The sequence below is a fragment of the Antrihabitans stalactiti genome (assembly GCF_012932915.1).
GTDB classification, from domain to species: Bacteria; Actinomycetota; Actinomycetes; order Mycobacteriales; family Mycobacteriaceae; genus Antrihabitans; species Antrihabitans stalactiti.
In genome coordinates, this window is the sequence record NZ_VCQU01000001.1 from 461,992 (window position 1) to 484,494 (window position 22,503).

Sequence of the window (22,503 nt, forward strand, 5' to 3'; positions counted from 1 at the left end):
ACCTAACTCCCCACGAACTTCGGGGATCGCCGCTCGATCACGGCGGCGAGGCCTTCGAGCGAATCGGCGGTGCCCGATAGCGCAGCTACGGTCCGCGCTTCTTCCGGGAGTCGATCGGCGATCGTTGCCCCAACGCCGGCCCACAGCAACCGCTTCGTCGCGCCGACTGCCTTCGGTGCCATATCGGTGAATTGCTTTGCGTAGGCATGCGCTTCGGACTCGACAGCGTCGTCGTCGACAATCTTGGTCAGCAGGCCGATCGCCAGCGCATCGTCGGCGGTCAACGTCGGGTTCGTCAGCAGGATCTCGGTCGCCTTGCGTAGGCCGACCAGCTGCGTCAGCGTGACCGATACGCCGGCGTCGGGCGCCATGCCCACGCGGACCGCACCGGACATGAACTTCGCCGAGCGGCCCGCGATGACGAAGTCGGAAGCGCACACCAGGCCGAAACCACCTCCGCCCGCTGCAAAGCCGTGAACACCGGCAATGACAGGGGCCTCCAGTTGGATCAGCGCGGCGATCGCGAGTTGAAGCCAGGCTGTCGCCTCGCGCAGATAGTCGGGAAGCTGCTCACCCTTGGACGCGAACGTACGGACGTCGCCGCCCGCGCAGAAGTGCTTCCCCTCGCCGGTCAGCACCACGGCACGGACCGACGGGTCGCCATGGCATTGGAGGACAGCCGCGTGCAATGCCTGCAGGAACGGCACGTCCATCCCGTTGGCTGCCTGCGGGCGATTCAGGCGCAGGCGGGCGATTCCGTCGTCGTCGATGTCGAGCAGGATTGGAGCAGAGTCAGGCATTCGAGGATCCCTTCGTGAACGAATCGATTCCTGCGCCCGCTGAGGAACGAGTTAGGTGCGTAAGGACGGCCGTGTGCTCCATTGCAAGCCCTTCGGCCAGCGGCAAGGTCAGGCCCGCGTAGACGAGCCGCTTGCTTTCCGCCAGTGCTACGGGGTCTTTGGCCGCAAGCTTCTGCGCAAAGTCGGTGACGGCGTTTCCGAACTCCTCCGCCGCAAACTGCCGATACGCCAGCCCCCAAGCGATGGCCTCTGGGGCGGTCAGTCGATCGCCGGTCAGCATGTGCGCCAGGGCGCGCTGCCGTCCAACGAGTCGGGGCAGCCGCTGACTACTCCCCCCACCCGGGATCTGACCGAACCGTGAATGAGTGTCCGCGACAATGGCGTTCTCGTGAATCAGGACGATGTCAGCGGCTTGCATCAACTCGAAGCCACCCGCCATCGCGTACCCTTCGACGGCGCAGATCACCGGAACCGCCAACTCCTCGATCGTCGCGCAGGCGTGCCCGAAATTGCGGAACAACTCCGCCATCGCGTGGACGCCCGCCGCACGCAGTCGCGCCAACTCATGGAAATCGCCACCGACACAGAAGTTTCCGCCGGAGCCGCGGATGACGATCACGTTCACATCGTCGACAATCTCGCACAGCGCTCGCCCCAGTTCGCGACCCAGTTCGACGGTGATCGCGTTCATCTGCGCGGGCCTGTTCAGCGTGATCGTGCCCACTGCCCCGTTTCGTTCGACGAGCACAACGTCCGTCACATCAACCGCCCCCCGCCGACTTCGAGGACAGCGCCCGTCATGTAGCTGGACAGACTCGATGCGAGAAACAAAGCAGCGCCTGCAACTTCGGCGGGCTCGCCTGCGCGTTTCATCGGGATGGCCGACTCACGTTCTGCGAACACCTCGGGCGCCATAGCCTCGGTCATGGCGGTTCGGATCAGGCCAGGTTGAATGGCGTTGACGCGGACTCCTTTGTGCGCGAGTTCCTTTGCCGCAGACTTGGTCAGCCCGATGATGCCGGCTTTTGCGGCGCTGTAGTTCGTCTGCCCCGGGTTGCCGGACTTACCCGACAGTGACGACATGTTGATGATCGATCCGCTACCGGCTCCGCGCATGACCGCCGATGCTGCACGCACACCGAGCCAGGTGCCTTTGAGGTGCACGTTGATCACCGCGTCGAAGTCTTCCGGACGCAGATTCCGCAGTGACGCGTCACGCGTGATCCCTGCGTTGTTCACGTACACGTCGAGCGACCCGAACTCGCTGACCGCGGTGTCGACTGCCGCCTGTACCGATGCCTCGTCGGTGACATTGCACGCGACACCGACGAGACGACCAACTGCGGCGCTCGGCTTGTTCGGATCTGCTGCGAGGGCGGTGGCCGCTGCCGCTGCCTTCTCGCCGTCGATATCGGCCAGAACAACGCTCGCACCGTGTGAATAAAAGAGGCGCGCGATTTCCAGACCGATGCCGTTCGCGGCGCCCGTGACCACTGCTGCGTCACCCGCGACCAGACCGCTCATGCCACGAACCGCACGATCGACTGAGCGATGCACGCCGGCTTGGCCGAACCTTCGACCTCGATGGTGACGTCGACCTGCCCCTGCACCCCGCCCGGCACCTTCGACACCGCTGCGACGACCGCACTTGCGCGCACTCGGGAACCGACCGGGACAGGCGAGGCGAACCGGACTTTGTCGAACCCGTAGTTCACGGCCATCGTGATGCCGTCGACCTTGTAGAGCTCGTGCACGAGGACCGGCAACAGCGACAGCGTCAACAAACCGTGCGCGATCGTCGTGCCGAACGGGCCTGTAGCTGCCTTCACCGGATCGACATGTATCCATTGGTGATCGCCCGTGGCCTCGGCGAACTTGTCGATGCGAGCCTGATCGATCACGACCCAGTCGGTGGTTCCCAGGACGTCGCCCTGCGCTGTCGCGAACTCGTCGACACCGTTGTAGACCTTCACGTGCACTCTCCCGTAGCTCGGTTCGGACTTGAATTGAATATAGATTAAAACTTGGACGAGCGTCAACGTCGGCTGCTACTGTTTTGAATCGAACATAAATTCAAGGACGTACCGGCAGGATAGGAAAACCGCCATGGACCTGGGACTACGCGGCGCGCGCGTACTTGTGACGGGCGGGGCGTCCAACATCGGCCGCGGCATCCTGCACGGATTCGCCCGCGAGGGCGCACGGATCGTCATCAGTGACATCGACGGTCCGCAGGCGGAGAAGGTCCGCGCCGAGGCACTGGAACTGGGCGCCGACGCGGTCGAGGTCGAAGTGGCAGACCTGACCGGACCGAGCGCAGCGGACGCCGCCGTTGCGCACGTGGTGAGTAGCTGGGGCGGGATCGACGCGCTTGTGAACAACGCCGGGTGGAGTGTTCCGGGGTTCATCGCCGAAGACACCGACCGCACGAAGTGGCAACGGACAGTCGAAATCAACTTCTTCACAGCGATCGCCTGCACGCAGGCCGCGATTCCCTCGATGAAAGAGGCGGGTTGCGGATCGATCGTCTTCATTGCCAGCGACGCCGCCTTCGGCCAGATAAGGCAGGGCATCTACGGCGCGACGAAAGCGGCGCTCATCGCGCTCGCTCGAACCACTGCTCGCGAGCACGGTAGGCACGGAATCCGGTCGAACGTCATCTGTCCAGGTTTGGTAATCCCCGACAGCCCCGACGCCGTAGGCGCCGACAGCCTGTGGGCCGTCGGACAGGACGCGGTGTTCAACGACAAGCAGATCGAGTTTCTGCGCAAGGACATTCCGCTGCGCAGGCTGACTACCGCCGAAGACATCGCGAATTCCGTCGTATGGGCTTCGTCCCATACAGCCGCACGCCAGGTCACCGGTCAGGTGCTCTCGGTCAGCGGCGGCTACACGATGCCCTGAGGGGCCTCCGACATGAGCATCAAACAGAATCGCTCGAACGCGACGCGCGAACGAATCCTCGCAGCGGCAGCACTCGTCCTGACCCGAAAGGGTTACGCGGGTACCCGACTCGTCGATATCGCCGAGCTTGCGCAGCTGCGTGCGCCGGCTGTGTACTACTACTTCGAATCTCGTGACGAGCTTGTCGCGGAGGTGATGGTCGTGGGCCAGCAGCGGCTACGCGACCACGTGAGCGCGGCGCTCGACGCACTGCCGCCCGAGACACCGGCTCTCGAACGCATCTGCACGGCGATCGAGGCGCACCTGCGAGTCGAGCTGGAGCTGTCCGACTTCGCCACCGCAGTGTCGCGCAATAGCGGGCAAGTGCCTCCTGATATCCGCACCGAGCTCGCCCGCGAGTCGGCGGAGTACCACGCGCTGTGGCGGAGTCTCCTGAGCGAGGCGCAGGACGACGGTGTAATCCGGCCGGATGTCGACCTCAGAGCAGCCCGGATGCTTATCATCGGCGCGCTCAACTGGGCGCCGGAGTGGTGGAACTCTTCTCGCGGCTCCGTGGATTCCGTTGTGGCAACTGCACAATCGATGATCAGGCACGGCCTCGACGCCGCCCCCACGCTCGTATCGCTAATTGATCGCCGCAGTCGCTGTCTGGAGTCGAAATAGTTCGCGCCCTTCGCCGTAACCCTTCAGGTTGAAGACGCCGGCCGATTCGCACCGGAGTTCTGCGCCATCCAGGCGATTACGCATCGCCTCATCGACCAGGATGACATCCGTTTTGGCGACAGCGGAGATTCGGCTGGCGAGATTGACGGTTCGGCCGATCCAGTCCCCCGCACTCGGCAATGCCGGCCCCCACGCAATTCCCGCGTGTAGGGATGGCAATTTCTCGGTGCGCGCGGCCGCGAAAATCTTCAGGACGGTCCGCGCGAGTGCGTTCGGATCGGGCGAAATGAGCATGACCGCGTCGCCGACCGTCTTGACGAACCGAACAGGAGGTTGGACCGCGTCCGTCGTCACCCTGTCGAGGCGTTCCGCCAACTGCGCAAGTTCGGTCGGCGTCGCAGCCTCGCCGAGCGATGTGAAACCGACCATGTCGGCGAAGCACACTGCGATGTCACCGGTCGTCGCAGAATCAGTCGTGTCGTTGTCGGGAAATACCAGCAGCTCAAAGCGATTCGCGAGAACGTACGCGAGGATACTGGCCTGGATTTCGACCAACCGCGACACCTCCGTCGCGAGACGTAATGCCACTTCCGGGTGGTCGACCTCCGCACTCAGTCGCTCGTCCACGACCGACTCGACGGCATCGGCAATCGCCCACAGGTTCCTTCCCAGTATTCGCGCGGAAGCGAAGATGCCCTCCTCGTCGAGCCCGAGTTGACGATATTCGACGAGTACTTGTGCCAACCGCAGATCTTCTCGACTGAAGTCTGCGGACGTCGTGCTGGATACGCCTCGGCCCATGGCTCGGAACCACCTCGCCACCTCACTGACTGGCAGGCGGGAGCGATCCGAAATCTCTTCGAGCGTGTACCTCGTGCCACCTGCCGTCAGCGCATCCTTCAGCAACAGGTGACCGAGCCTGCCCGCCTGCGCGGCTTGCACCAACTCGGGCGTCGACAATCCAGTGTTGGACAGGCGCAAGAGCAACGCTCGCCTAGCCTTTCGAGCGTCGCCGGTGAGGCCGTTCAGTAGTCCAGCATCGGAAATTTCGCGGCTCCGAGCAGTTCTAGCCCACGCTGATGAAAGCCAAGAAGGCAGCCGGACACGCCCCTTGTCGACTCGCATCAGTGCAACTCGCAATCTGGGCAGCGGCCGCCGACCATCGAATTCGGATAGTGACCTCAGGCAATTCAATCATTTTCACTAGCTATACGACGCACAGTCTCGAAGCACGGCGAAGCCGCGCACCACGGCATCGAGAGTGTGATCATGCGCAAGACGGTTGCCAGCCACACGATTTTGTGAGTCGAACGGGTCGTCCCGAGGTTGGTCTCCGCCACGGATGACGACGTCAGATTCCGAATCCCGGCGGGAAGCAGACAGGTCCCAAGCATGTAGGAGTGTCGACGAGGACCGATGGCGGCTGTGCCGTCGGTGTCCAGCCTGCGTCCGTACCTTGATAGTGCGGAGCCGTTCCCCACCAGACAGTCTTTTCGTTCTCCGCCACGGCGCAATTCCAGTACACGTGGTAGTTGCCGTTGTACATCGGGAACATCTCGACCACATGTTCCCGGGTCTTACCTGGTTGAAGATCGACCGGACCCCACGTATCAGCAGGACTTCCGGCATGCGGGGCGGCGGGGTCGAGGTACAGGAATATGCCACAGAGTGTGAGTGGCGCGGAGTAGTTGTTGGTCACTTGGATGGTGATCTTCTTGCCAGTTCCGAAGGCCGTGAGTGTCACTGCGTCCGGAACGCTGGGATTCGGTGGTGCCGCCGCAACAGGAGCAGCCCACCCCACCAGCAGCACTGCGGATCCGGTCATCGCCAGGAGCAATCGCTGAATGCGGCTCATTGAGACTTACCTCCGGGAGTGCGGTCGATCTTCGGTCCGTCCCCGACACTTACCTTTGGGTTGGAACTTACTCGCCCAACGAGGTCTCCCACGTCCTAAATGCGCACAGTGCTGCTGGATGAATACGCCGCTTGACGCATCACTGCTTCGCCGTGCGATAAATAGCGTTGTGCCAGTTGATAATTCGCGAACGATACGTACCGATAATTCCTCCGATAGATCGGTTGGACGATTGCCACGCGCCGCAATGTCGACGATGATCGCGTGGACCGGACAGACCTTCTTGCCCGACGGGAGATCGCGATCCATGGCTAGTGCCACTCAAACAGTGACGTCCGCCGATGGAACACCGATCGCGTATCAGCGCGAAGGGTCCGTGCCTGCGGTGGTACCTGCGTTGGCGAGCAAGTTCACTGTGTACAACTATGCGCGTCGGGGACGGGCCGCCAGCGGGGACACGCAACCGTACGCGGTGCAGCGGGAACTCGAGGATCTGGCGGCGCTGCTTGACGTCGCCGGCGGTTCGGCTCACGTGTTCGGCGCCTCGACCGGTGCTGCGCTCGCCCTCGAAGCTGCCGCGGCGGAACTACCAGTGGATCGCCTCGTGGTGTACGACGTGCCGTACAGCGTCGGGGCGGAGGCAGTGGCGCGCTGGCGCGAATACCGCGCAAGTCTGGCAAAGTCGCTGACGCAAGGGCAGACCGACGAGGCGCTGGCGGCGTTCATGCGGCTAGGGGGCGCCAGCGACGACGACCTCGCCGGCGCACGAACCGCGCCGTTCTGGGACGGGTTGCTCACGCTGGCACCGACACTCGCCTATGACGCGGCTGTCCTCGGCGACGACGGGTCTCCTCCCGTAGACCGCCTTGCCGCATCCGGCAAGAGACGCTGATTCTCACGCGATCCACCTCCGACCCGTACATGCCTGCCCTCCCTGTCGAATTCTTCGAGGCGGCAGCCGATTCGGTGGCGACAGCGCTCCCGCACGCAATCAGACGCACGATCGACTCCCCTGGTCACGCGGTGGACGCAGCTTCCGTCGCCCCACCAGTTTTGACCTTTCTTGCTGGATGAGCACGTCGCGGCTTGATTTGCAGCCATGTGCCCATAGGCAACCGATCGCGTGGACGAACGACCCGAAAATATCGCCTTGAACAGCGGAAATACCTGGTGGTCCCGGCTGGGTTCGAACCAGCGACCTTCCGCGTGTGAAATGGACGTGTAACCACCGAACGCCTGTTTACGCTGGTCACATCGCACCAACTAGCGCTATCGGACTTGCTGGACTGGGTGTTCCGAGATTTTGGCCGGATATCGGCCGGATGAATTCGGCCATCTCGCTTCGTACCGCCGACCGCGGGGCGTTGCCGCCACGGCCCGCAAGGCTCGCGTGCTTTCTCGTGCGGGCGGGAGCCGCGCGCAAAGTGCGCTATGACACTGGGGATGTCTCGAAGAGCCTGGCCGACGGCCACTTTCCATCCGCGACGAGGGAGCCGACTATGCGAACCAATTCGCGAGCAACAACATCGACCGCCGGTGCCGGACGTCCAGTTCGTGGCGTGCCGAGAACGAGGTCTCGGGTTGCTTCGGGATCGGCGAGCGGCGCGGCGCTGAACTGACCCGCCGCAACATCTGCGGATACGCCCGATGCGGGCAGGATCGTCCAGCCGTGGCCGGCGAGGACGAGCTTCTTCTGCAGGCGCATCGAGTTCGTTTCGATCGAAATGTGCGGGCTCGCTTTCGCGCGGGCGCACGCCTGGTCGACGAGAACCCGCAAACCGTGCCCGGGTCCGGGCATGACCAGCGGTCGGGCGACCAAGTCTTTCAGCGGTACCGGTCGTTCGACACACAGCCCAGCACTCGGCGGCGCGACGACCCACAGCTGTTCGCGCAGCAACGGCTGCACATGTAGGGACGGCGTGCTGCGCAAGTTGTACAGCAGCGACAGATCCACGTCGCCATCGTCCAGCCATTGCTGCAAGTGCCCGGAATATGCCGTCAGTAAGCGCAATTGGATACCTGGGTGATGTTTCGCGACCTGCTCGACGAGCGGCTCGACAAGCACGTCGAGTGTGCTCTCGAGCAACCCCACGGTTGCGATACCGGTAACTGGACCCGGGTCGCGCCGAATCTCCGCACGTGCTCGATCCAGTTCGTTGAGCGCCCGGCGCGCTCGCTCAACCAACGCTGCACCCGCGACGGTGGGACGCATCCCCTCTCGGGTGCGTTCGAACAGAGGCACTCCCAGCTCCTGCTCGAGAGTTTTGATCTGCCGCGTCACCGCCGGTTGCACCAGATGTAACAGCTGGGACGCCTTGGTCACACTTCCCGCCTCTGCGACCGTGACGAGCGCTTTGAGCTGTTTCAGATCCATCGTTCCCACCAACTGCGGCTATGCGCTGAGGACATGCGTCCATCACCAATTGCTATTTCACATGAGCATAGATCAGCAGTGATGATGGAGCTACGGGCGACATCGCGCCGTTTCAAAGGCGCGTTCGAGTGGCCGGATGCTTCGCGACACCCGACCGAGCCCCGAAAGGACAACCACCATGTACGAGCTGAACGACGACGAGACCGAGATCGTTGCCTTGGTCGAACAGTTTGTCGATCGCGAGGTCAAACCTGTTGTCCAAGAGCTCGAACACGCCAACACTTACCCTGAAAAGCTGATCGATCAGATGAAGCAGATGGGAATCTTTGGACTCGCGATCCCCGAACCGTGGGGAGAAGTCAGCGTGTCGGTCCCCTGCTATGCCGCCGTCACCGAAGAATTGGCCCGCGGCTGGATGAGCCTGGCCGGCGCGATGGGCGGACACACCGTCGTTGCGAAACTCCTCCTTGCCTACGGCACACAAGAGCAGAAGGACCACTACCTGCCTAAGATGGCGACCGGCGAAATCCGAGCCACGATGGCGCTGACCGAACCCGGCGGCGGATCCGATCTGCAGGCCATGCGGACGTGGGCCCGCGCCGACGGCGACGACTACGTCATCAACGGATCGAAGACCTGGATCAGCAATGCGCGCCGGTCACAGCTGATCGCGTTGATGTGCAAGACCAACCGCGACGCAACCCCGGCTCATCGCGGTGTCAGCATCCTCCTCGTCGAGCACGGACCAGGCTTCGAGGTCTCACGCGATCTACCCAAGCTCGGCTACAAGGGAATCGAAAGCTGCGAGCTGACCTTCGACAACTTCCGCGTCCCGAAGACCGCGCTGCTCGGCAAAGACGAGGGTCACGGCTTTTCACAAATGATGCGCGGACTCGAAATCGGCCGCATCCAAGTCGCCTCGCGGGCGCTCGGAGTCGGCCGCGCCGCGCTCGAAGATTCACTGCGTTACGCGCAGGAACGCGAGAGCTTCGGCCAGCCGATCTGGAAACACCAGTCCATCAGCAACTATCTCGCGGAGATGGCAACAAAGCTCACCGCCGCCCGCCAGCTGGTGATGTACGCGGCACGACGCTACGACTCCGGGCAACGTGCCGACATGGAAGCAGGCATGGCGAAACTGTTCGCGTCGGAGACCGCCATGCAGATCGCTCTCGACGCCGTCCGCATCTACGGCGGTTACGGGTACTCCACCGAATTCGACGTGGAGCGTTACTTCCGCGACGCGCCACTCATGATCGTCGGTGAAGGCACCAACGAAATCCAGAAGAACGTCATCACCAAACAACTAGTGGCGCGCAACAAGGTCCGGTCGTGAACACCTCCGCCACATGGCTGTTCGTCCCCGGCAATCGACCCGAGCGATTCGCCAAAGCCGCCTCGAGCGGCGCAGACGAAGTCGTGATCGATCTCGAGGACGCTGTTGGACCCGATCACAAACCGGCTGCCCGACGCGCGGTCGCTGACTGGCTCGACGAGAGCGGACAGGCGTGGGTCCGGATCAACGCGCACAGCACCACTTGGTACGCCGACGACATTGCCGCGATCGTCAAATCACCCGGCCTACGAGGGATCATCGTTCCGAAGGCCGAGAACCCCACCCGCCTCGCAAACCTCGCACAGCGTCTCAGGACCGGGCGCGGCCTCGTAGCCCTCGTCGAGTCTGCGCTCGGAATCCACAACGCCCACCAGCTTGCAGCGGTCGCGGGCGTCGAGGAACTCGCGTTCGGTTCGATCGATTTTGCAGTCGACATCGATGCGACCGAAGGCGACGACAGCATGTTGCTCGCACGCAGCACACTCGTCCTCGCGTCGAGAGTCGCCGGCCTACCCGCACCGATCGACGGGGTCACCGTCGCGGCCCGCGACACCACTGCGGTGGCAGCTGCTGCTCAGCACGCCCGGCACCTCGGATTCGGTGGAAAGCTGTGCATCCACCCCGCCCAGCTCGCCCCCGCGGCCGCCGCCTTCCTGCCCACCGACAGCGACATCGCTTGGGCGCGCGAGGTCGTCGCTACCACCGCCGACGATTCCGGCGCGGTCCGTTTGGGAAACAACATGATCGATGCACCGGTCATCGCGCGTGCTCGGCGAATCCTCACGCGCGCAACATGATCGACACCCGACCAGAGCCCGGCGCGACCGTCAGAGGAACCTCGATGCAACCACTCGACGGCATCACCGTCGTCTCCCTCGAACAAGCCGTCGCGGCTCCGTTCGCGACGCGGCAACTCGCCGACCTCGGCGCGCGGGTGATCAAGATCGAGCGACCCGACGCCGGCGATTTCGCGCGTGACTACGACCACATGGTCCACGGCGAGGCCAGCTACTTCGTGTGGCTCAATCGCGGCAAAGAGAGCATCGAACTCGACATCAAAGACGCCGATGACCGCGTACTGCTCGACACGATGATCGACAGCGCAGACGTCGTGATGCAGAACCTCGCTCCCGGCGCGGTCGAACGCCTCGGGCTCGACGCCGCCACCCTCCGCGCACGCAAACCAAGCTTGATCCACTGCTCGATCTCGGGCTACGGATCCGACGGCCCGTACCGATCAAAGAAGGCCTACGACCTGCTCGTCCAATGTGAGACGGGCCTGCTCGCAACGACGGGGACCGACAACGAGCCCGCCAAAGTCGGAATCTCAGTGGCAGACATAGCAACCGGCATGTATGCCTACACGGGCATCCTCACCGCTCTCTACGAACGCGAACGCTCCGGCAACGGATCTACATTCGAGGTCGCGATGATCGATGCGCTCGGCGAATGGATGATGCAGCCCACCTATTTCTCCGTCTATGGCGAGCAGCCACCTCGCCGTACAGGAGCTCGACATCCCTCCATCGCACCGTACGGACCGTTCAAGGCCGGTGACGGCGCGTCGGTTTTCCTCAGCGTCCAGAACAATCGGGAATGGGCCAAATTGTGCGCGATCGTGCTCGGACGCCCGGAACTCACCGACGATCCGCGCTTCGCTCGCAACGCCGAACGGGTCGCACACACCAGCGAGATCACAACGATCATCGAGGCTGCGCTGCGTCCGTTCTTAGCCGACGCCGCCGTAGACGTGCTCGACAAAGCCGGGATCGCATGCGCCCGACTTCGCACTCCCGCAGAATTCGCCGAACACCCCCAATTGCAGGCCCGCAACCGCTGGCGCGAGGTCGCCTCCCCAGGCGGCGCGATCCGAGCCCTCCTTCCACCGGTCACCGTGGCAGGCCGCGAACCCCGAATGGGCGCCGTTCCCCGCCTTGGCGAGCACAACACCACCCTCCGCGCAGAGTTCGCACCCAAGAGACAGGAGCAGAGCAGATGACACCCCCGATCGAAAGAACCGAGGTACTCGTACCCGGCCCCGCCGAGGCCCTGGCGGCACTACTCGACGTTCCGCTACCCGATATCGTCGAGGGCCTGCCGCTGCTGTGGCATTGGATCTACTTACTCGACCGACCGGCACAGCGCGACCTCGGCGCCGACGGCCATCCCACACACGGAGGCATCCCCGAACCACCCGAACCCGGCCGCCGTCGCATGTTCGCGGGCGGACAGGTTCGCACACTGGCTCCACTGCGGGTCGGCGAGCCCGCCACTCGCCGCACCGAAGTCGTTGACCAACAGGAAAAGACAGGCCGCACTGGCAGGCTGACCTTCGTGACCGTGAACCACCGCATCACACAGCGCGGAATCCTCGTCATCGATGAACGCCAAGACCTTGTCTACCGCGATGCGGTCGCGACCGCAGCGCCTGCCCAGTCCGCTGAACTGACCGAAGTCCCTGCCGCACAAGATGAATGGTCGGTTCCGATCACTCCGACGCTGCTGTTTCGATACTCGGCCCTGACCTACAACGGGCACCGCATCCACTACGACCGCGACTACGCCCGCGATATCGAAGGCTATCCCGGTCTGGTCACCCATGGCCCGCTACAAGCCACCGTGATGGCTGAAGCTGCTCGCGCCCGAGGACACCAGGCCATCTCTGGTCTGGTTTTCGATCACCGATCCGTCGCACCGCTGTTCGATAACCAGGGTCTGGTGGTCCGGGCCAACAGCAACGCCGACGACAGCACCACGACGACATCAGTTCGCGACAAGTACGGCCGCATCACTGCCAAAGGCGCACTGTCTCTCGCACATTGACAGACGGTGACCCACGCAATCCGATTGCTTACGTTGCACATGGAAACATTGCGCCGGCCGGTCGTTCGACGGCAGCCGGCGCAATGCGCATGTGGGCGGCGACAAACCGATTCAGGTGGTCACCAATTCGCGCTCAGCCGTGCTGCCCGACGCCACCACGATCGCAACACCGACCGCGAGTAGAACCAACCAGGACCCGATCGCAAAGTACGCACCGGCACGAAACTGGTCGAACGTATCGAAGAACGCTGACCACGTCATCGGGCCCTTGGCCGCCAGCACCTGAAGAATGAGTGCCACAAAAGCGGCCGCCGTCGCCGCGACGCCGGCGAACCGTGTCCGAAGCAGCACCGCCGCTGCAGTGATCGAAACCACTACCACCAGCAGGGTCCATGCCAACCAGGCGAAGTACGCGTGCTGGATCGAGGTGGTTGGCACGTTCGGAGTTTCAGTCATTTGCTTGAGGTCGGTGAAGCCAAATGCGGCTCCGACCGGAGCCGGCACCTGAAGCCACGTCAGAACCGTGAAAGCCAGGATCAGGGCACACGCCACAATGCCTGCAATGGCCAGTAATGCGATAGTACGAGTTGAGCGGATGCCCGTTGAGTGTGTCGCCATTGTAATAGTTCCTTTCGATGGATGGAAACCAACCGCGCTTAAGTTGGCGGTGATCTTGAAAGCGTTGCGTTGCAGCATCTTCTGAATCTCACTACGGTTAGGATCTTGTGCTGCATCACGTTCCGCGTGCGCAAAGAGTAGGACGGAATGCTGGCCGGCAACTAGCCCGAGTCTCGAATTCCGAGACTGTTTGTGGTCACCTTTCTCGGCAGGAGAATTGATGCAATTACGTTGCGATGCAATGGATGTGTGGGTCGAAGGCTAGCTGACGTTTTACCGACTCACAGTCCTGCGAGCATGCTTCGAAAGGTCGCCGCCGGCAGACCGGCAAGTTCGCGCCCTATTGTCCGGGCGGTTTCTCGAAGAGGTCCAACAAGGTACGCGGCGTCCCCTTCCGAGCTCGGGTAGGCAAACGAAATAGCAGCTAGCACAACGCCGTTCGCCGAGACCGGTGCTGCGACACAACTGAGATCGACTCTCAGATGACCCCGGTCGTAAGCGATCTCGCGGAGATGACCAACTTCGCAACCAGGGCGCCGATACGGCGCCTGAGATTTCCGGACTGCGCTCGCAGGCGCGCAATCTTGCGCGAGCAGGATTTTGCCCAATGCGGTCGAGGTCGCTGGAAGTCGTCCACCGACGATCACTGGTGTGCTTATCGTGTTTGGTGCACATAGCTTTTCGAGGAAGAGCACCATCTGACCGTCCAAGACGGCCATATGCACCGTGCTTTCCCATCGTCGGTGCAGTGCGCGCAGATGCGGGAGCGCGACGTCGCGCATCGATCGTTCCGCAGGGGACGCACCGACCGATAGCATCCGTCGCCCGAGTCGATAACCCCCGGAGTGTCTTTCGACGGCTCCTATCTCCATCAACGCCCCGATAACACGGTACGTCGTGGATTTCGGCAGCCCGGTGCGTCTCATCACCGAGGAGACCGGCAATACGGGGTGTTGGTGATCGAATGCGTCCAGAATTGCGAATGCCTTCTTCAACACCGAGGTAAGTCCATCCGGCTCGGCGGTGACGACGAGAGGGGGCTCAGGCATGATCGCCTCTCGAAAACGAGAATACTGCCGACAGCACCATGCGGTCCTACTGACCGGTTTCGGCGAGTATTCCGACGGACAGTTCGCGCATCTCGACCTTGCGGATCTTGCCGGTTACGGTCATGGGGAATTCGTCGACGATGTGCACGTAGCGTGGGATTTTGTAGTGAGCGAGTTTGCCGGTGCAGAAGTCACGCACTGTCTGCGCTGTCAGTGGTGTTGCCTCGCTGCGCATTTGGATCCATGCCATCAGTTCTTCGCCGTATTTGTCGTCGGGGATTCCGACGACTTGAGCATCGACGATGTCTGGATGGGTGTAGAGGAACTCTTCGATCTCACGCGGGTAGATGTTTTCGCCGCCGCGGATGACCATGTCCTTGATGCGCCCGGTTACCGAGACGTACCCGTCGGCGTCCATGACGCCGATATCGCCGGTGTGCATCCACCGCGCCTCGTCGATGGCCTCTGCGGTCTTTGCCGGCTGATCCCAGTAGCCGAGCATCACCGAGTAGCCGCGGGTGCAGAGCTCGCCGGGCTCGCCGCGAGGTGCGGTCAATCCTGTTGCGGGATCGATGATCTTGACCTCGAGATGTGGGCCGACCCTCCCTACGGTCGACACCCGCTGGTCGATGGTGTCGTCGCTGCGTGTCTGCAACGACACCGGTGACGTCTCGGTCATGCCGTAGCAGATCGACACTTCGGTCATGCCCATTCGGCTCATGACCTGTTTCATCACCTCGACCGGGCACGGCGACCCGGCCATGATGCCGGTTCGCAAGCTCGACAGGTCGAAGGTATCGAAGTCCGGATGGCCGAGTTCGGCGATGAACATCGTCGGCACTCCATACAAGGACGTGCACTTCTCTGCCTCCACGGCAGCGAGGGTCGCTTTCGGGTCGAACGCCGGCGCCGGAATCACCATGGTCGCACCGTGACTCGTGCAGGCGAGATTGCCCATCACCATGCCGAAGCAGTGATAGAAGGGCACGGGGATGCAGACTTTGTCCTGCTCGGTGTAGTGGCACAACTCGCCGACGAAGAATCCGTTGTTGAGGATGTTGTGGTGACTGAGGGTGGCGCCCTTGGGAAATCCGGTGGTACCGGAGGTGTATTGGATATTGATCGGATCATCGGGGGTCAAGCTGCGTTGAGCTGCGCGTACTCGACTGCGGTCAGCGGGAAGTGCTGCCCGACCTGTGTCGACGATGCGTGCCCATTCGTTGTCTCCAAGTAGGACAGCGTGTTCCAGCGCAGAACAGTCGGCGCGCACCTCAGCGATCATTGCTGCGTAGTCCGAGGTCTTGAAACGCGGAGCCGCGATAAGCATCCGGATTCCGGCTTGATTCAGAACGAATCGCAGTTCGTGGGCACGGTACGCCGGATTGATATTGACCAGGATCACACCGATCTTGGCGGTGGCGTACTGGACGAATACCCATTCGGCACAATTCGGTGCCCAGATGCCAACGCGGTCGCCCTTGCCAATACCTGCCTGGAGCAGGCCGAGCGCGAGAGCATCGATCTCGTCGGCGAGTTCGGCGTAGGTCCAACGCCGGTTGTTGGCGCAGTCAGCGAGCGCGTCTCGGTCGCCGTACCGCGCAACGGTACGGTCGAAGTTGTCACCGATCGTGTCGCCGAGTAGCGGGAGATCCCATGCACCGGAGACATAACTGAGCGGTTCAGAAACGGTAGGGCTTGTCATCGATCAGGCTTCCTGCATAGTCGAAAGTGTTCGTGCCGCGTTCTTTGTCGGGGAGTTTTGTGGGTGGCCGACCCGGAAGGGCCGGCCACCCACACGACACATCAGGACACAGCGACGGGCGCCAGGCGCTTTGCGAGGAACACCGTGATTGCCTCGTGGTACTCACTGGTCCGGGGAATGAGGCCGGACATTCCGAACACCCCGTGAATCATTCCCGCGATCCTGCGGACCTCGACATCGACCCCGGCCGCGGCAAGGGCATGCCCATAGTCCTCGGCCTCGTCTCGGCACGGATCGAGTTCGTTGCTGATCACCAAAGCCGGCGGAAGGCCCGCAAGCGACTCTGCCCGCACCGGTGACGCCAGCGGCGAAGTTCCGTTCACCTCTTCGCCGAGGTAGGCACCCCACATCATGTCGGTGGCTGCCGCGGAAAGGAATGGGCCGCGGGCAAATTCGACCCGCGAGGCGGTTTCCGCTTGTGGGTCGAGAGCCGGGTACACCAGCACCTGCGCCGCCAACCGTGGCCCGCCCTCGTCGCGCGCGCGCTGCGCCGCCACGGCGGCGAGCAACGCACCCGCGCTCTCGCCCATCACCACCAGACGATCGGGGTCACCGCCACGTTCGGCGATGGTCTCTGCCGCCCAGCACAGCGCCGCATAGGTGTCGTCGGTGCCGGCGGGGAAAGGGTCCTCGGGTGCCAACCGGTAGTTGGCTGAGACGACGATCGCATTCAACTCATGTGCCAGAGCGCGGCACTGCTCGTCGGAGCCCTCGACATCGCCGGACACCCAGCCACCTGGGTGGAAGAAGACGACAACCGGCAACGGGCCATCTGCTTCCGGCGTGTAGATCCGCGCCGGCAACGCCTGGCCCGACGGACTCGGGTAGGTGACCTCCTCGACCGGTACGTCGCGGCGCGGAGCCTGCAAGGCGGTCAGTCCGCCCACGACAGCGCGGATCTCCTCGACAGTACTTTCTTCCATCGGCTTTACGCCTTGCATGATCATTGCGCCGAGAACGATCGCGACCGTTGGATCGACCCGCACCATTGGGGGCAACGGGTTGGCTTGCCCGTCGAATGCGAAGCCGCCGTAGCCGCTGTCCCAGACATCCTGACAGATCGCCCGATACAGCGGCGCACCCGACGGGAAGATATATGCCGCACGAGGTTTGCCCGGAATGTTGGCACCGACGTACCACGTGTTGGGCGATTTGGGGATGATCGTCAAGTTGAGCACTCCCTCGACCAAGGTGTTCCACACCACCTCTGACTCACCGGTGGGTTCGATAGCGCGTGCGCCCGTGTCCAGAACGCGCTTGACCGCATCCGCGGAGTAATCGACGTGATCCTCGGAGGCCAGCGGAATGTTGTAGAGCGCGGTAGCGCTCTGCGGTCCTGTAATGGCGAAGAAGTTCGGGAACCCGTTCATCATCAGGCCCAGATAGGTCTTGGGTCCGAATTCCCAATGGTCTTCGAGCTTGAGTCCGTTGCGACCCGTGATATTCAGCTTCTCGAGCGCCGCCGTCCACGGGTCGAACCCGGTGGCGATGATGATGACGTCGAATTCGTACTCATCGGCCGCCGTACGGACACCAGTCTCGGTAATCGCCTCGATCGCGGCGCTTTTCGCGTCGACGAGGGTGACGTTGTCGCGGTTGTAGGTCTCGTAGTAGTCCGTCTCGAACGGTGCCCGCTTGCTGCCGTAGGGATGGTCGTTGGGGCACAGCAGTTCTGCAATTTCCGGGTCGTTGACGCGACTGCGAATGTGGTCGCGGATGTAATCGGAGACGGTGGCGTTGGACTCCATGTTGTACATGAGGTCTTGATAGGTCTCGATCAGCAGGTGGAACCCACCGTTAGCGGATCCCCGGTCGTAGACCTTCTTGCGCTCTTCTGGGGAATCTGCCAGCGAAGTTGGGCGGGCTCGTTCTTCACCGAGAGGCACGCCGGCGAAACTCATGCGCTCGCGTGCGCGGGTTTCCTTCCAGTTTTCGGATTGGTTGCGTGACTCTTCGTCTGTCAGCGGATGGTTGCGCAGCGGCATCGCGTAGATGGCCGTCCTCTGGAAAACGGTCAGATGCGCGGCCTGCTTCGCAACCTCGGGAATGAGCTGGATGGCGGTCGAGCCGGTACCGATGACACCAACGCGTTTGCCGGTGAAATCGACGGGCACATGCGGCCACCGGCACGTACGGTAAACCTCGCCTTTGAATGTTTCCTCGCCTGGGAATTCGTTCGGCTTCGGGATCGTGACATTGCCGACACCGGCGACGATGAACCGCGCCGTGGTGGACTGACCGTCATCCGTGGTGACCGTCCACAGCGCTGCTTCGTCGTCCCACACCATCGAGGTCACGCGGGTGTTGAACCGGAATGACCGGCGCACGTCGAGCTTGTCGGCGCACCACTGCAGGTACCGCAGAATCTCGGGCTGGCCGGCGTACTTCTCGCTCCAGTGCCATTGCTCGTTCAATTCTGGGGAGAACGAGAACGAGTAGTGCACGGACGGAAAGTCGCACCGGGCACCCGGGTAGCGGTTCCAGAACCATGTTCCGCCCGCATCCGACGCCCCGTCGAAGCCCTGCACGCGCAAACCGAGTTCATCACGAAATTTGTGAACAGCGTACAAACCGGTGAATCCGGCTCCGACGATGATGACGTCTGTGTCTGTCTTCATAGTTTCCTCCATTGGGTGATTTGAATCACTGGTATGGACGGTATGTTGGTAGGGCGGACGCGTCATCGGCCAAGTGGTCAGTCTCAGACAAACTTTGCGACGTTTTGGCGCACAGAATTTCATCGACGGTTTGGTGTCAGCTGAATGGTCAAATGCAGGGGCATGTTTTGACCATTTGGAGGATTGAGTACGAGAGGTGCATCAGGTGTACGACGATTTGGACGAGGCGACCCGGGTTGGGGTACATGCTGTCGCGCGCGCTCTGCTGCCGGAGCTCCCTGCGATCGGTGACGAATGCGCCGAGTACATCTTGGCGAGGGAGCCCGGGTTTCTTCGAGGGGACGGAGCCGCGATCGTGCGTCGTTCGGCTCATCCGAACAGCACAGCGATAGTCGACGGATTGTTGCGTGATGTCTCGATGGACGTGATCAACCCTTCTGACGAAGTCGTTCGCGATACACACGAATTCATCCGGCAGGGGGTGACGGTCACCACTGTGCAGCGTGGCTATCGACTGGGGATCGCGTACTGGTGCGCGCGCTGGGCGGCGGCTGTTCGAACGCAATGTCATGACGCGGCAATCGCTGTATCCGTAACCAGCGCCGGGACCACTTTTCTGCTCGGTTGGCTCGAGCGCGTGCTGGAACGGCTGACCGCGGAAGCCCAGTACGAAGCCGAACGGCTCGCACGCGAAGGCGCGTTGGTACAAGTCGAAGCGGTCCGAAAGATTCTCGATGCAGACACCGATGCCGACTTGTCCGGCGCAAGTTCGCGATTGCGTTACGAGCTCGACGGCCACCACCTTGCCCTCGTGCTGCACAGGACTGCATCCGCCGAACGCGGTCCGTCATTGGAGGCCGTCGCCCGCGAGATCACGGCTGGAATGGCGACACGTCGAGCCCTCGTCGTTCGGGTCGACATGGCAACCGCCTGGTGTTGGGTTCCGGTCGAAAGTGCATCGCAGCCTTCACTTTTGGCCCTCACTGGACCGGTGATAGCCGGATTCGGCCGCGTGGGCGCCGGGGTGGAAGGATTTCGAGCCAGTCATCGCGAAGCCGAGGAAGCCCTACGTGTCGGGCTGTTGTCCGGGCGTGGCGCCGGAACAGTAGTGTCCTACGAGCAGGTGGCCGTAGCGTCGTTGTGCTCACTCGACCCGGGCTGGGCGCGAGCGTTCGTGTCCTCCCAGTTGGGACCGCTCGCAGTCGACAACGCCGCATCCGCCCGTTTACGAGATACGCTCCAGGCATTCTTTGCGGCTGGAAGCGGCTACCGCACCGCGGCCAAACAACTCGGTTTGCACCACAACACGGTGCGGTATCGACTCGACCATGCCGAGCGCGTCCTCGGCCGTTCGCTCGAGGCAGACCGGCTTGCGCTGGAGGTTGCCCTGCACCTGACTGCGCAGCTCGGTTCGGCTGTCCTCCTACCGGATGCGAACAAGGACAACTGATTTCGAGCTAGGTCAGCCTTGTCAGACCTTGAGGACGATCTTGCCGAATTGAGTGTTGGATTCCAGGTGGCGGTGGGCGGCGACGACCGAGCCCAGACCCTCGAATACCCGGTCCACATGGGGCGTGAAGTCTCCCGATTGCAGGCCGGCGACAACGAAAGCCGCCGCCCGGCGAAGCCGCTCGGGGTCGTAGGTCATGCCGAATAGGGTGAAGCTGCGCATGATCAGATCGGGCATCGTCCGGGTGGGATAGGTCGTGGGCGCGCCAGACAACCGTCCATGGATCACGATCGTCCCACCCGGCACCATCACCTCAGCGAGTTGTTCCACCGCAGGACCGGCCACTGCGTCGAACACCACGTCGAGCCCGCGCCCGCCCGTGATATCGCGCACCACCTCCACTTGGTCGCTCTCATCCGTAACGATGACATGAGCGGCACCTGCATCGAGAAGCTGCTGCGCCTTCTCCCCCGTTCTGACCGTTGCGATCGGGTGGGCTCCGATCCGTTTGGCCACCGCGATGGCTGCGAGGCCGACGCTGCTCGCAGCTGCCGTAATCAGGACGGTGTCTCCGGGCCGCATGATGTGGGGTTCGAGCAGCCCGGCGTAGACGGTGAGAAACGGCATCCACACCGCGGCTCCGGTGACCGCGTCAACCGGCCTGGGAACCAGTGAACGCGCCGGAACGACGGCCTGCTCGCCGCAGACCGCATAGTCGTTCATCGAGAAAGCGGGTACGACGCTGACCGGATCGCCGGCAGACCAGCGCGAGACATCCTCTCCGACCTCGCGCACCGTTCCCGCTGCCTCGTATCCGATGCGAGCGGGCAACCTCGTGGGTTCGATGTAGGTACCGGTGCGGAACATCGTTTCGGACCGATTGAGTCCTATCGCCTCGATGTCCACGAGTACTTCGCCCGCACCTGGAGGGTCCAGCTCGACTTCGGTGACCTGTAGAACCTCGGGGCCACCCAATTCGGTGAAATGCACCATCTTCGTCATGCTCGCCAACCTCTCACAATCCACCAGTCCACAATTCTTCGCGCTTGGTCAGAGAACATCTGCAATCAACGTGGTGGCGCGCCGCCCCAGTTCGGCAAAAACCTCGTCGGTGTGCTCGCCCAGAAGCGGGGCACGATGGTAACGAGGTTCGGGGTTTCCGGCCAGTTTGATCGGGCATCCCGCGATCTGGATCGGTTGGCCCGCAGGGTGTTCCACCTCGACGATCATGTGCCGCATTGCCGCATGATCGTCGCGTGCGATATCGGCCGCGGTGTTGACCGGGCCGCACGGTACAAGCCCGGCCAGGCGTCTTATGACCTCGTCGGTCGACAGGGTCTGCGCCCATGTTCCCACCGCAGAGTAGACGTCCTCGGCATTACGCAGTCGAGCGTCGTTCGTCATATATCGGGCGTCGAGAGCCAGCTCGGGACGCCCCATGATCGTGGCAAGCCGCGCCCAATGGATGTCCGATGGCGCCGCCAACGCAACGGCACCCGTGCCGGTGGCGACTACACCGTACGGGCACAGGATGGGATGCGAATTGCCTTGCGGCTCAGGGCTGTGTCCGGTTATGGAGTGCTGGTAGACGATCCGTTCGCTCAGCGCGAGGACGGCGTCGTACATCGCTACGTCGACAAACCGTCCGGCCCCGGTGTTCTCGGCTTCCCGAACGGCCGCGAGGATTCCGACCGCGGCAAGGACGGCGGGAAATATGTCACCGATCCCCGGTCCGACTTTCATGGGGTGGGCGGCATCCTCGCCGGTGACGCTCATCAGCCCGCCCATCGCCTGGGCGATGATGTCGAAGGCGGGAAAGTCCCGGTAGGGGCTGTCTCCCGTCCGCGGGTCGCCGAATCCGCGGATCCCTGCGTAGACCAGTTTCGGGAATCGGCGGTGCAGCGACTCCCACGACAATCCGAGTTTGTCCATGACACCGGCCCGGTAGTTCTCCACCAGCACATCGGCCCCCTCGGCAAGGGCGTAGAACCGTTCGCGATCGGCACTGTCCTTCAAATTCAGGCAGACGCTGCGCTTGTTTCGGTTCACGCTGGCGAAGTAGCCGCCGTAGCTCTCGGCGGCATTCTCCGCACCGTCCGGATGCGGGCCCCACTGTCTGGCCATGTCCCCGCCCGGGCCTTCAACCTTGATGACGTCGGCCCCGAGGTCTGCCAGCAGCATGGTGCAATAGGGGCCTGCCAGCACCTGGGTGAGGTCGACTACTCGCAATCCGGCCAAAGGACCAGCCACG

21 protein-coding genes are annotated in these 22,503 nt (G+C 62.8%); 8 read left to right on the top strand and 13 right to left on the bottom strand.

Annotated elements, in window-relative coordinates; genetic code table 11:
• Positions 1-2 precede the first annotated feature (2 nt).
• Genes FGL95_RS02300 through FGL95_RS02315 form a run of 4 tightly spaced genes read right to left on the bottom strand, consistent with a single transcriptional unit; the run spans position 3 to position 2,773 of the window.
• Positions 3-800, bottom strand: coding sequence for an enoyl-CoA hydratase/isomerase family protein (locus tag FGL95_RS02300; RefSeq protein ID WP_169584554.1), 798 nt, complete (start codon positions 798-800; stop codon positions 3-5).
• Positions 793-1,560: an enoyl-CoA hydratase-related protein gene (locus FGL95_RS02305; RefSeq protein ID WP_169584555.1), complete on the bottom strand. Its 768-nt coding sequence runs from the start codon at positions 1,558-1,560 to the stop codon at positions 793-795. The genes FGL95_RS02300 and FGL95_RS02305 overlap by 8 nt, the downstream gene beginning before the upstream one ends.
• A complete protein-coding gene (gene fabG, locus FGL95_RS02310; protein WP_169584556.1) occupies positions 1,557-2,324 on the bottom strand; it encodes a 3-oxoacyl-ACP reductase FabG in 768 nt (255 codons plus the stop codon). The genes FGL95_RS02305 and fabG overlap by 4 nt, the downstream gene beginning before the upstream one ends.
• Positions 2,321-2,773: a MaoC/PaaZ C-terminal domain-containing protein gene (locus FGL95_RS02315; protein WP_169584557.1), complete on the bottom strand. Its 453-nt coding sequence runs from the start codon at positions 2,771-2,773 to the stop codon at positions 2,321-2,323. Before FGL95_RS02315 ends, fabG begins: the two co-directional genes overlap by 4 nt.
• Positions 2,774-2,906: 133 nt before the next feature.
• On the opposite strand from FGL95_RS02315, the gene FGL95_RS02320 reads away from it, so the two are divergent.
• Both FGL95_RS02320 and FGL95_RS02325 read left to right on the top strand, forming a co-directional pair.
• Positions 2,907-3,704, top strand: coding sequence for an SDR family NAD(P)-dependent oxidoreductase (locus tag FGL95_RS02320; protein WP_169584558.1), 798 nt, complete (start codon positions 2,907-2,909; stop codon positions 3,702-3,704).
• Positions 3,705-3,716: 12 nt separating this feature from the next.
• Positions 3,717-4,367: a TetR/AcrR family transcriptional regulator gene (locus tag FGL95_RS02325; protein ID WP_169584559.1), complete on the top strand. Its 651-nt coding sequence runs from the start codon at positions 3,717-3,719 to the stop codon at positions 4,365-4,367.
• Here the strand turns inward: FGL95_RS02325 and FGL95_RS02330 are convergent.
• Positions 4,329-5,492, bottom strand: coding sequence for an adenylate/guanylate cyclase domain-containing protein (locus tag FGL95_RS02330; protein WP_169584560.1), 1,164 nt, complete (start codon positions 5,490-5,492; stop codon positions 4,329-4,331). The two genes, FGL95_RS02325 and FGL95_RS02330, sit on opposite strands and share 39 nt — an antisense overlap.
• Before the next feature lie 226 nt (positions 5,493-5,718).
• A complete protein-coding gene (locus FGL95_RS02335) occupies positions 5,719-6,222 on the bottom strand; it encodes a hypothetical protein (RefSeq protein ID WP_169584561.1) in 504 nt (167 codons plus the stop codon).
• 328 nt (positions 6,223-6,550) lie between these two features.
• On the opposite strand from FGL95_RS02335, the gene FGL95_RS02340 reads away from it, so the two are divergent.
• The gene (locus FGL95_RS02340; RefSeq protein ID WP_206071383.1) at positions 6,551-7,114 is read left to right on the top strand and encodes an alpha/beta fold hydrolase; all 564 of its coding nucleotides are present in this window, start codon (positions 6,551-6,553) and stop codon (positions 7,112-7,114) included.
• A 537-nt stretch (positions 7,115-7,651) separates the two neighbouring features.
• Here the strand turns inward: FGL95_RS02340 and FGL95_RS02345 are convergent.
• A complete protein-coding gene (locus FGL95_RS02345) occupies positions 7,652-8,596 on the bottom strand; it encodes a LysR family transcriptional regulator (RefSeq protein WP_169584562.1) in 945 nt (314 codons plus the stop codon).
• 178 nt (positions 8,597-8,774) lie between these two features.
• Between FGL95_RS02345 and FGL95_RS02350 the strand changes: the two genes are divergently transcribed.
• From FGL95_RS02350 to FGL95_RS02365, 4 genes are read left to right on the top strand one after another with little or no spacing between them, the layout of a single operon-like run.
• Positions 8,775-9,932 (top strand): acyl-CoA dehydrogenase family protein, encoded by a 1,158-nt coding sequence (locus FGL95_RS02350; RefSeq protein WP_206071384.1) that lies wholly within the window; start codon positions 8,775-8,777, stop codon positions 9,930-9,932.
• A complete protein-coding gene (locus FGL95_RS02355) occupies positions 9,929-10,729 on the top strand; it encodes an aldolase/citrate lyase family protein (RefSeq protein ID WP_169584563.1) in 801 nt (266 codons plus the stop codon). The genes FGL95_RS02350 and FGL95_RS02355 overlap by 4 nt, the downstream gene beginning before the upstream one ends.
• A gap of 44 nt (positions 10,730-10,773) precedes the next feature.
• Positions 10,774-11,931 (top strand): CaiB/BaiF CoA transferase family protein, encoded by a 1,158-nt coding sequence (locus FGL95_RS02360; protein WP_169584564.1) that lies wholly within the window; start codon positions 10,774-10,776, stop codon positions 11,929-11,931.
• Positions 11,928-12,755 (top strand): HTD2 family dehydratase, encoded by an 828-nt coding sequence (locus FGL95_RS02365; RefSeq protein WP_169584565.1) that lies wholly within the window; start codon positions 11,928-11,930, stop codon positions 12,753-12,755. The genes FGL95_RS02360 and FGL95_RS02365 overlap by 4 nt, the downstream gene beginning before the upstream one ends.
• Before the next feature lie 111 nt (positions 12,756-12,866).
• Here FGL95_RS02365 and FGL95_RS02370 read toward each other — a convergent pair whose 3' ends face one another.
• The 4 genes from FGL95_RS02370 to FGL95_RS02385 form a co-directional block, all read right to left on the bottom strand.
• The gene (locus tag FGL95_RS02370) at positions 12,867-13,451 is read right to left on the bottom strand and encodes a hypothetical protein (RefSeq protein ID WP_169584566.1); all 585 of its coding nucleotides are present in this window, start codon (positions 13,449-13,451) and stop codon (positions 12,867-12,869) included.
• A gap of 203 nt (positions 13,452-13,654) precedes the next feature.
• Positions 13,655-14,422, bottom strand: coding sequence for an IclR family transcriptional regulator (locus tag FGL95_RS02375; RefSeq protein WP_169584567.1), 768 nt, complete (start codon positions 14,420-14,422; stop codon positions 13,655-13,657).
• A gap of 46 nt (positions 14,423-14,468) precedes the next feature.
• Positions 14,469-16,124: an AMP-binding protein gene (locus tag FGL95_RS02380; RefSeq protein ID WP_169584568.1), complete on the bottom strand. Its 1,656-nt coding sequence runs from the start codon at positions 16,122-16,124 to the stop codon at positions 14,469-14,471.
• Positions 16,125-16,225: 101 nt separating this feature from the next.
• Entirely contained in the window at positions 16,226-18,802 is a 2,577-nt protein-coding gene (locus FGL95_RS02385) for a flavin-containing monooxygenase (protein ID WP_169584569.1), read from the bottom strand.
• 205 nt (positions 18,803-19,007) lie between these two features.
• Between FGL95_RS02385 and FGL95_RS02390 the strand changes: the two genes are divergently transcribed.
• A complete protein-coding gene (locus tag FGL95_RS02390) occupies positions 19,008-20,252 on the top strand; it encodes a helix-turn-helix domain-containing protein (RefSeq protein ID WP_169584570.1) in 1,245 nt (414 codons plus the stop codon).
• Positions 20,253-20,273: 21 nt separating this feature from the next.
• Here FGL95_RS02390 and FGL95_RS02395 read toward each other — a convergent pair whose 3' ends face one another.
• The gene (locus FGL95_RS02395) at positions 20,274-21,254 is read right to left on the bottom strand and encodes a zinc-dependent alcohol dehydrogenase family protein (protein WP_169584571.1); all 981 of its coding nucleotides are present in this window, start codon (positions 21,252-21,254) and stop codon (positions 20,274-20,276) included.
• A gap of 48 nt (positions 21,255-21,302) precedes the next feature.
• Complete coding sequence (locus FGL95_RS02400; RefSeq protein WP_169584572.1) at positions 21,303-22,502, bottom strand: CoA transferase; 1,200 nt, start codon at positions 22,500-22,502, stop codon at positions 21,303-21,305.
• Between the last annotated feature and the right edge of the window lies 1 nt (position 22,503).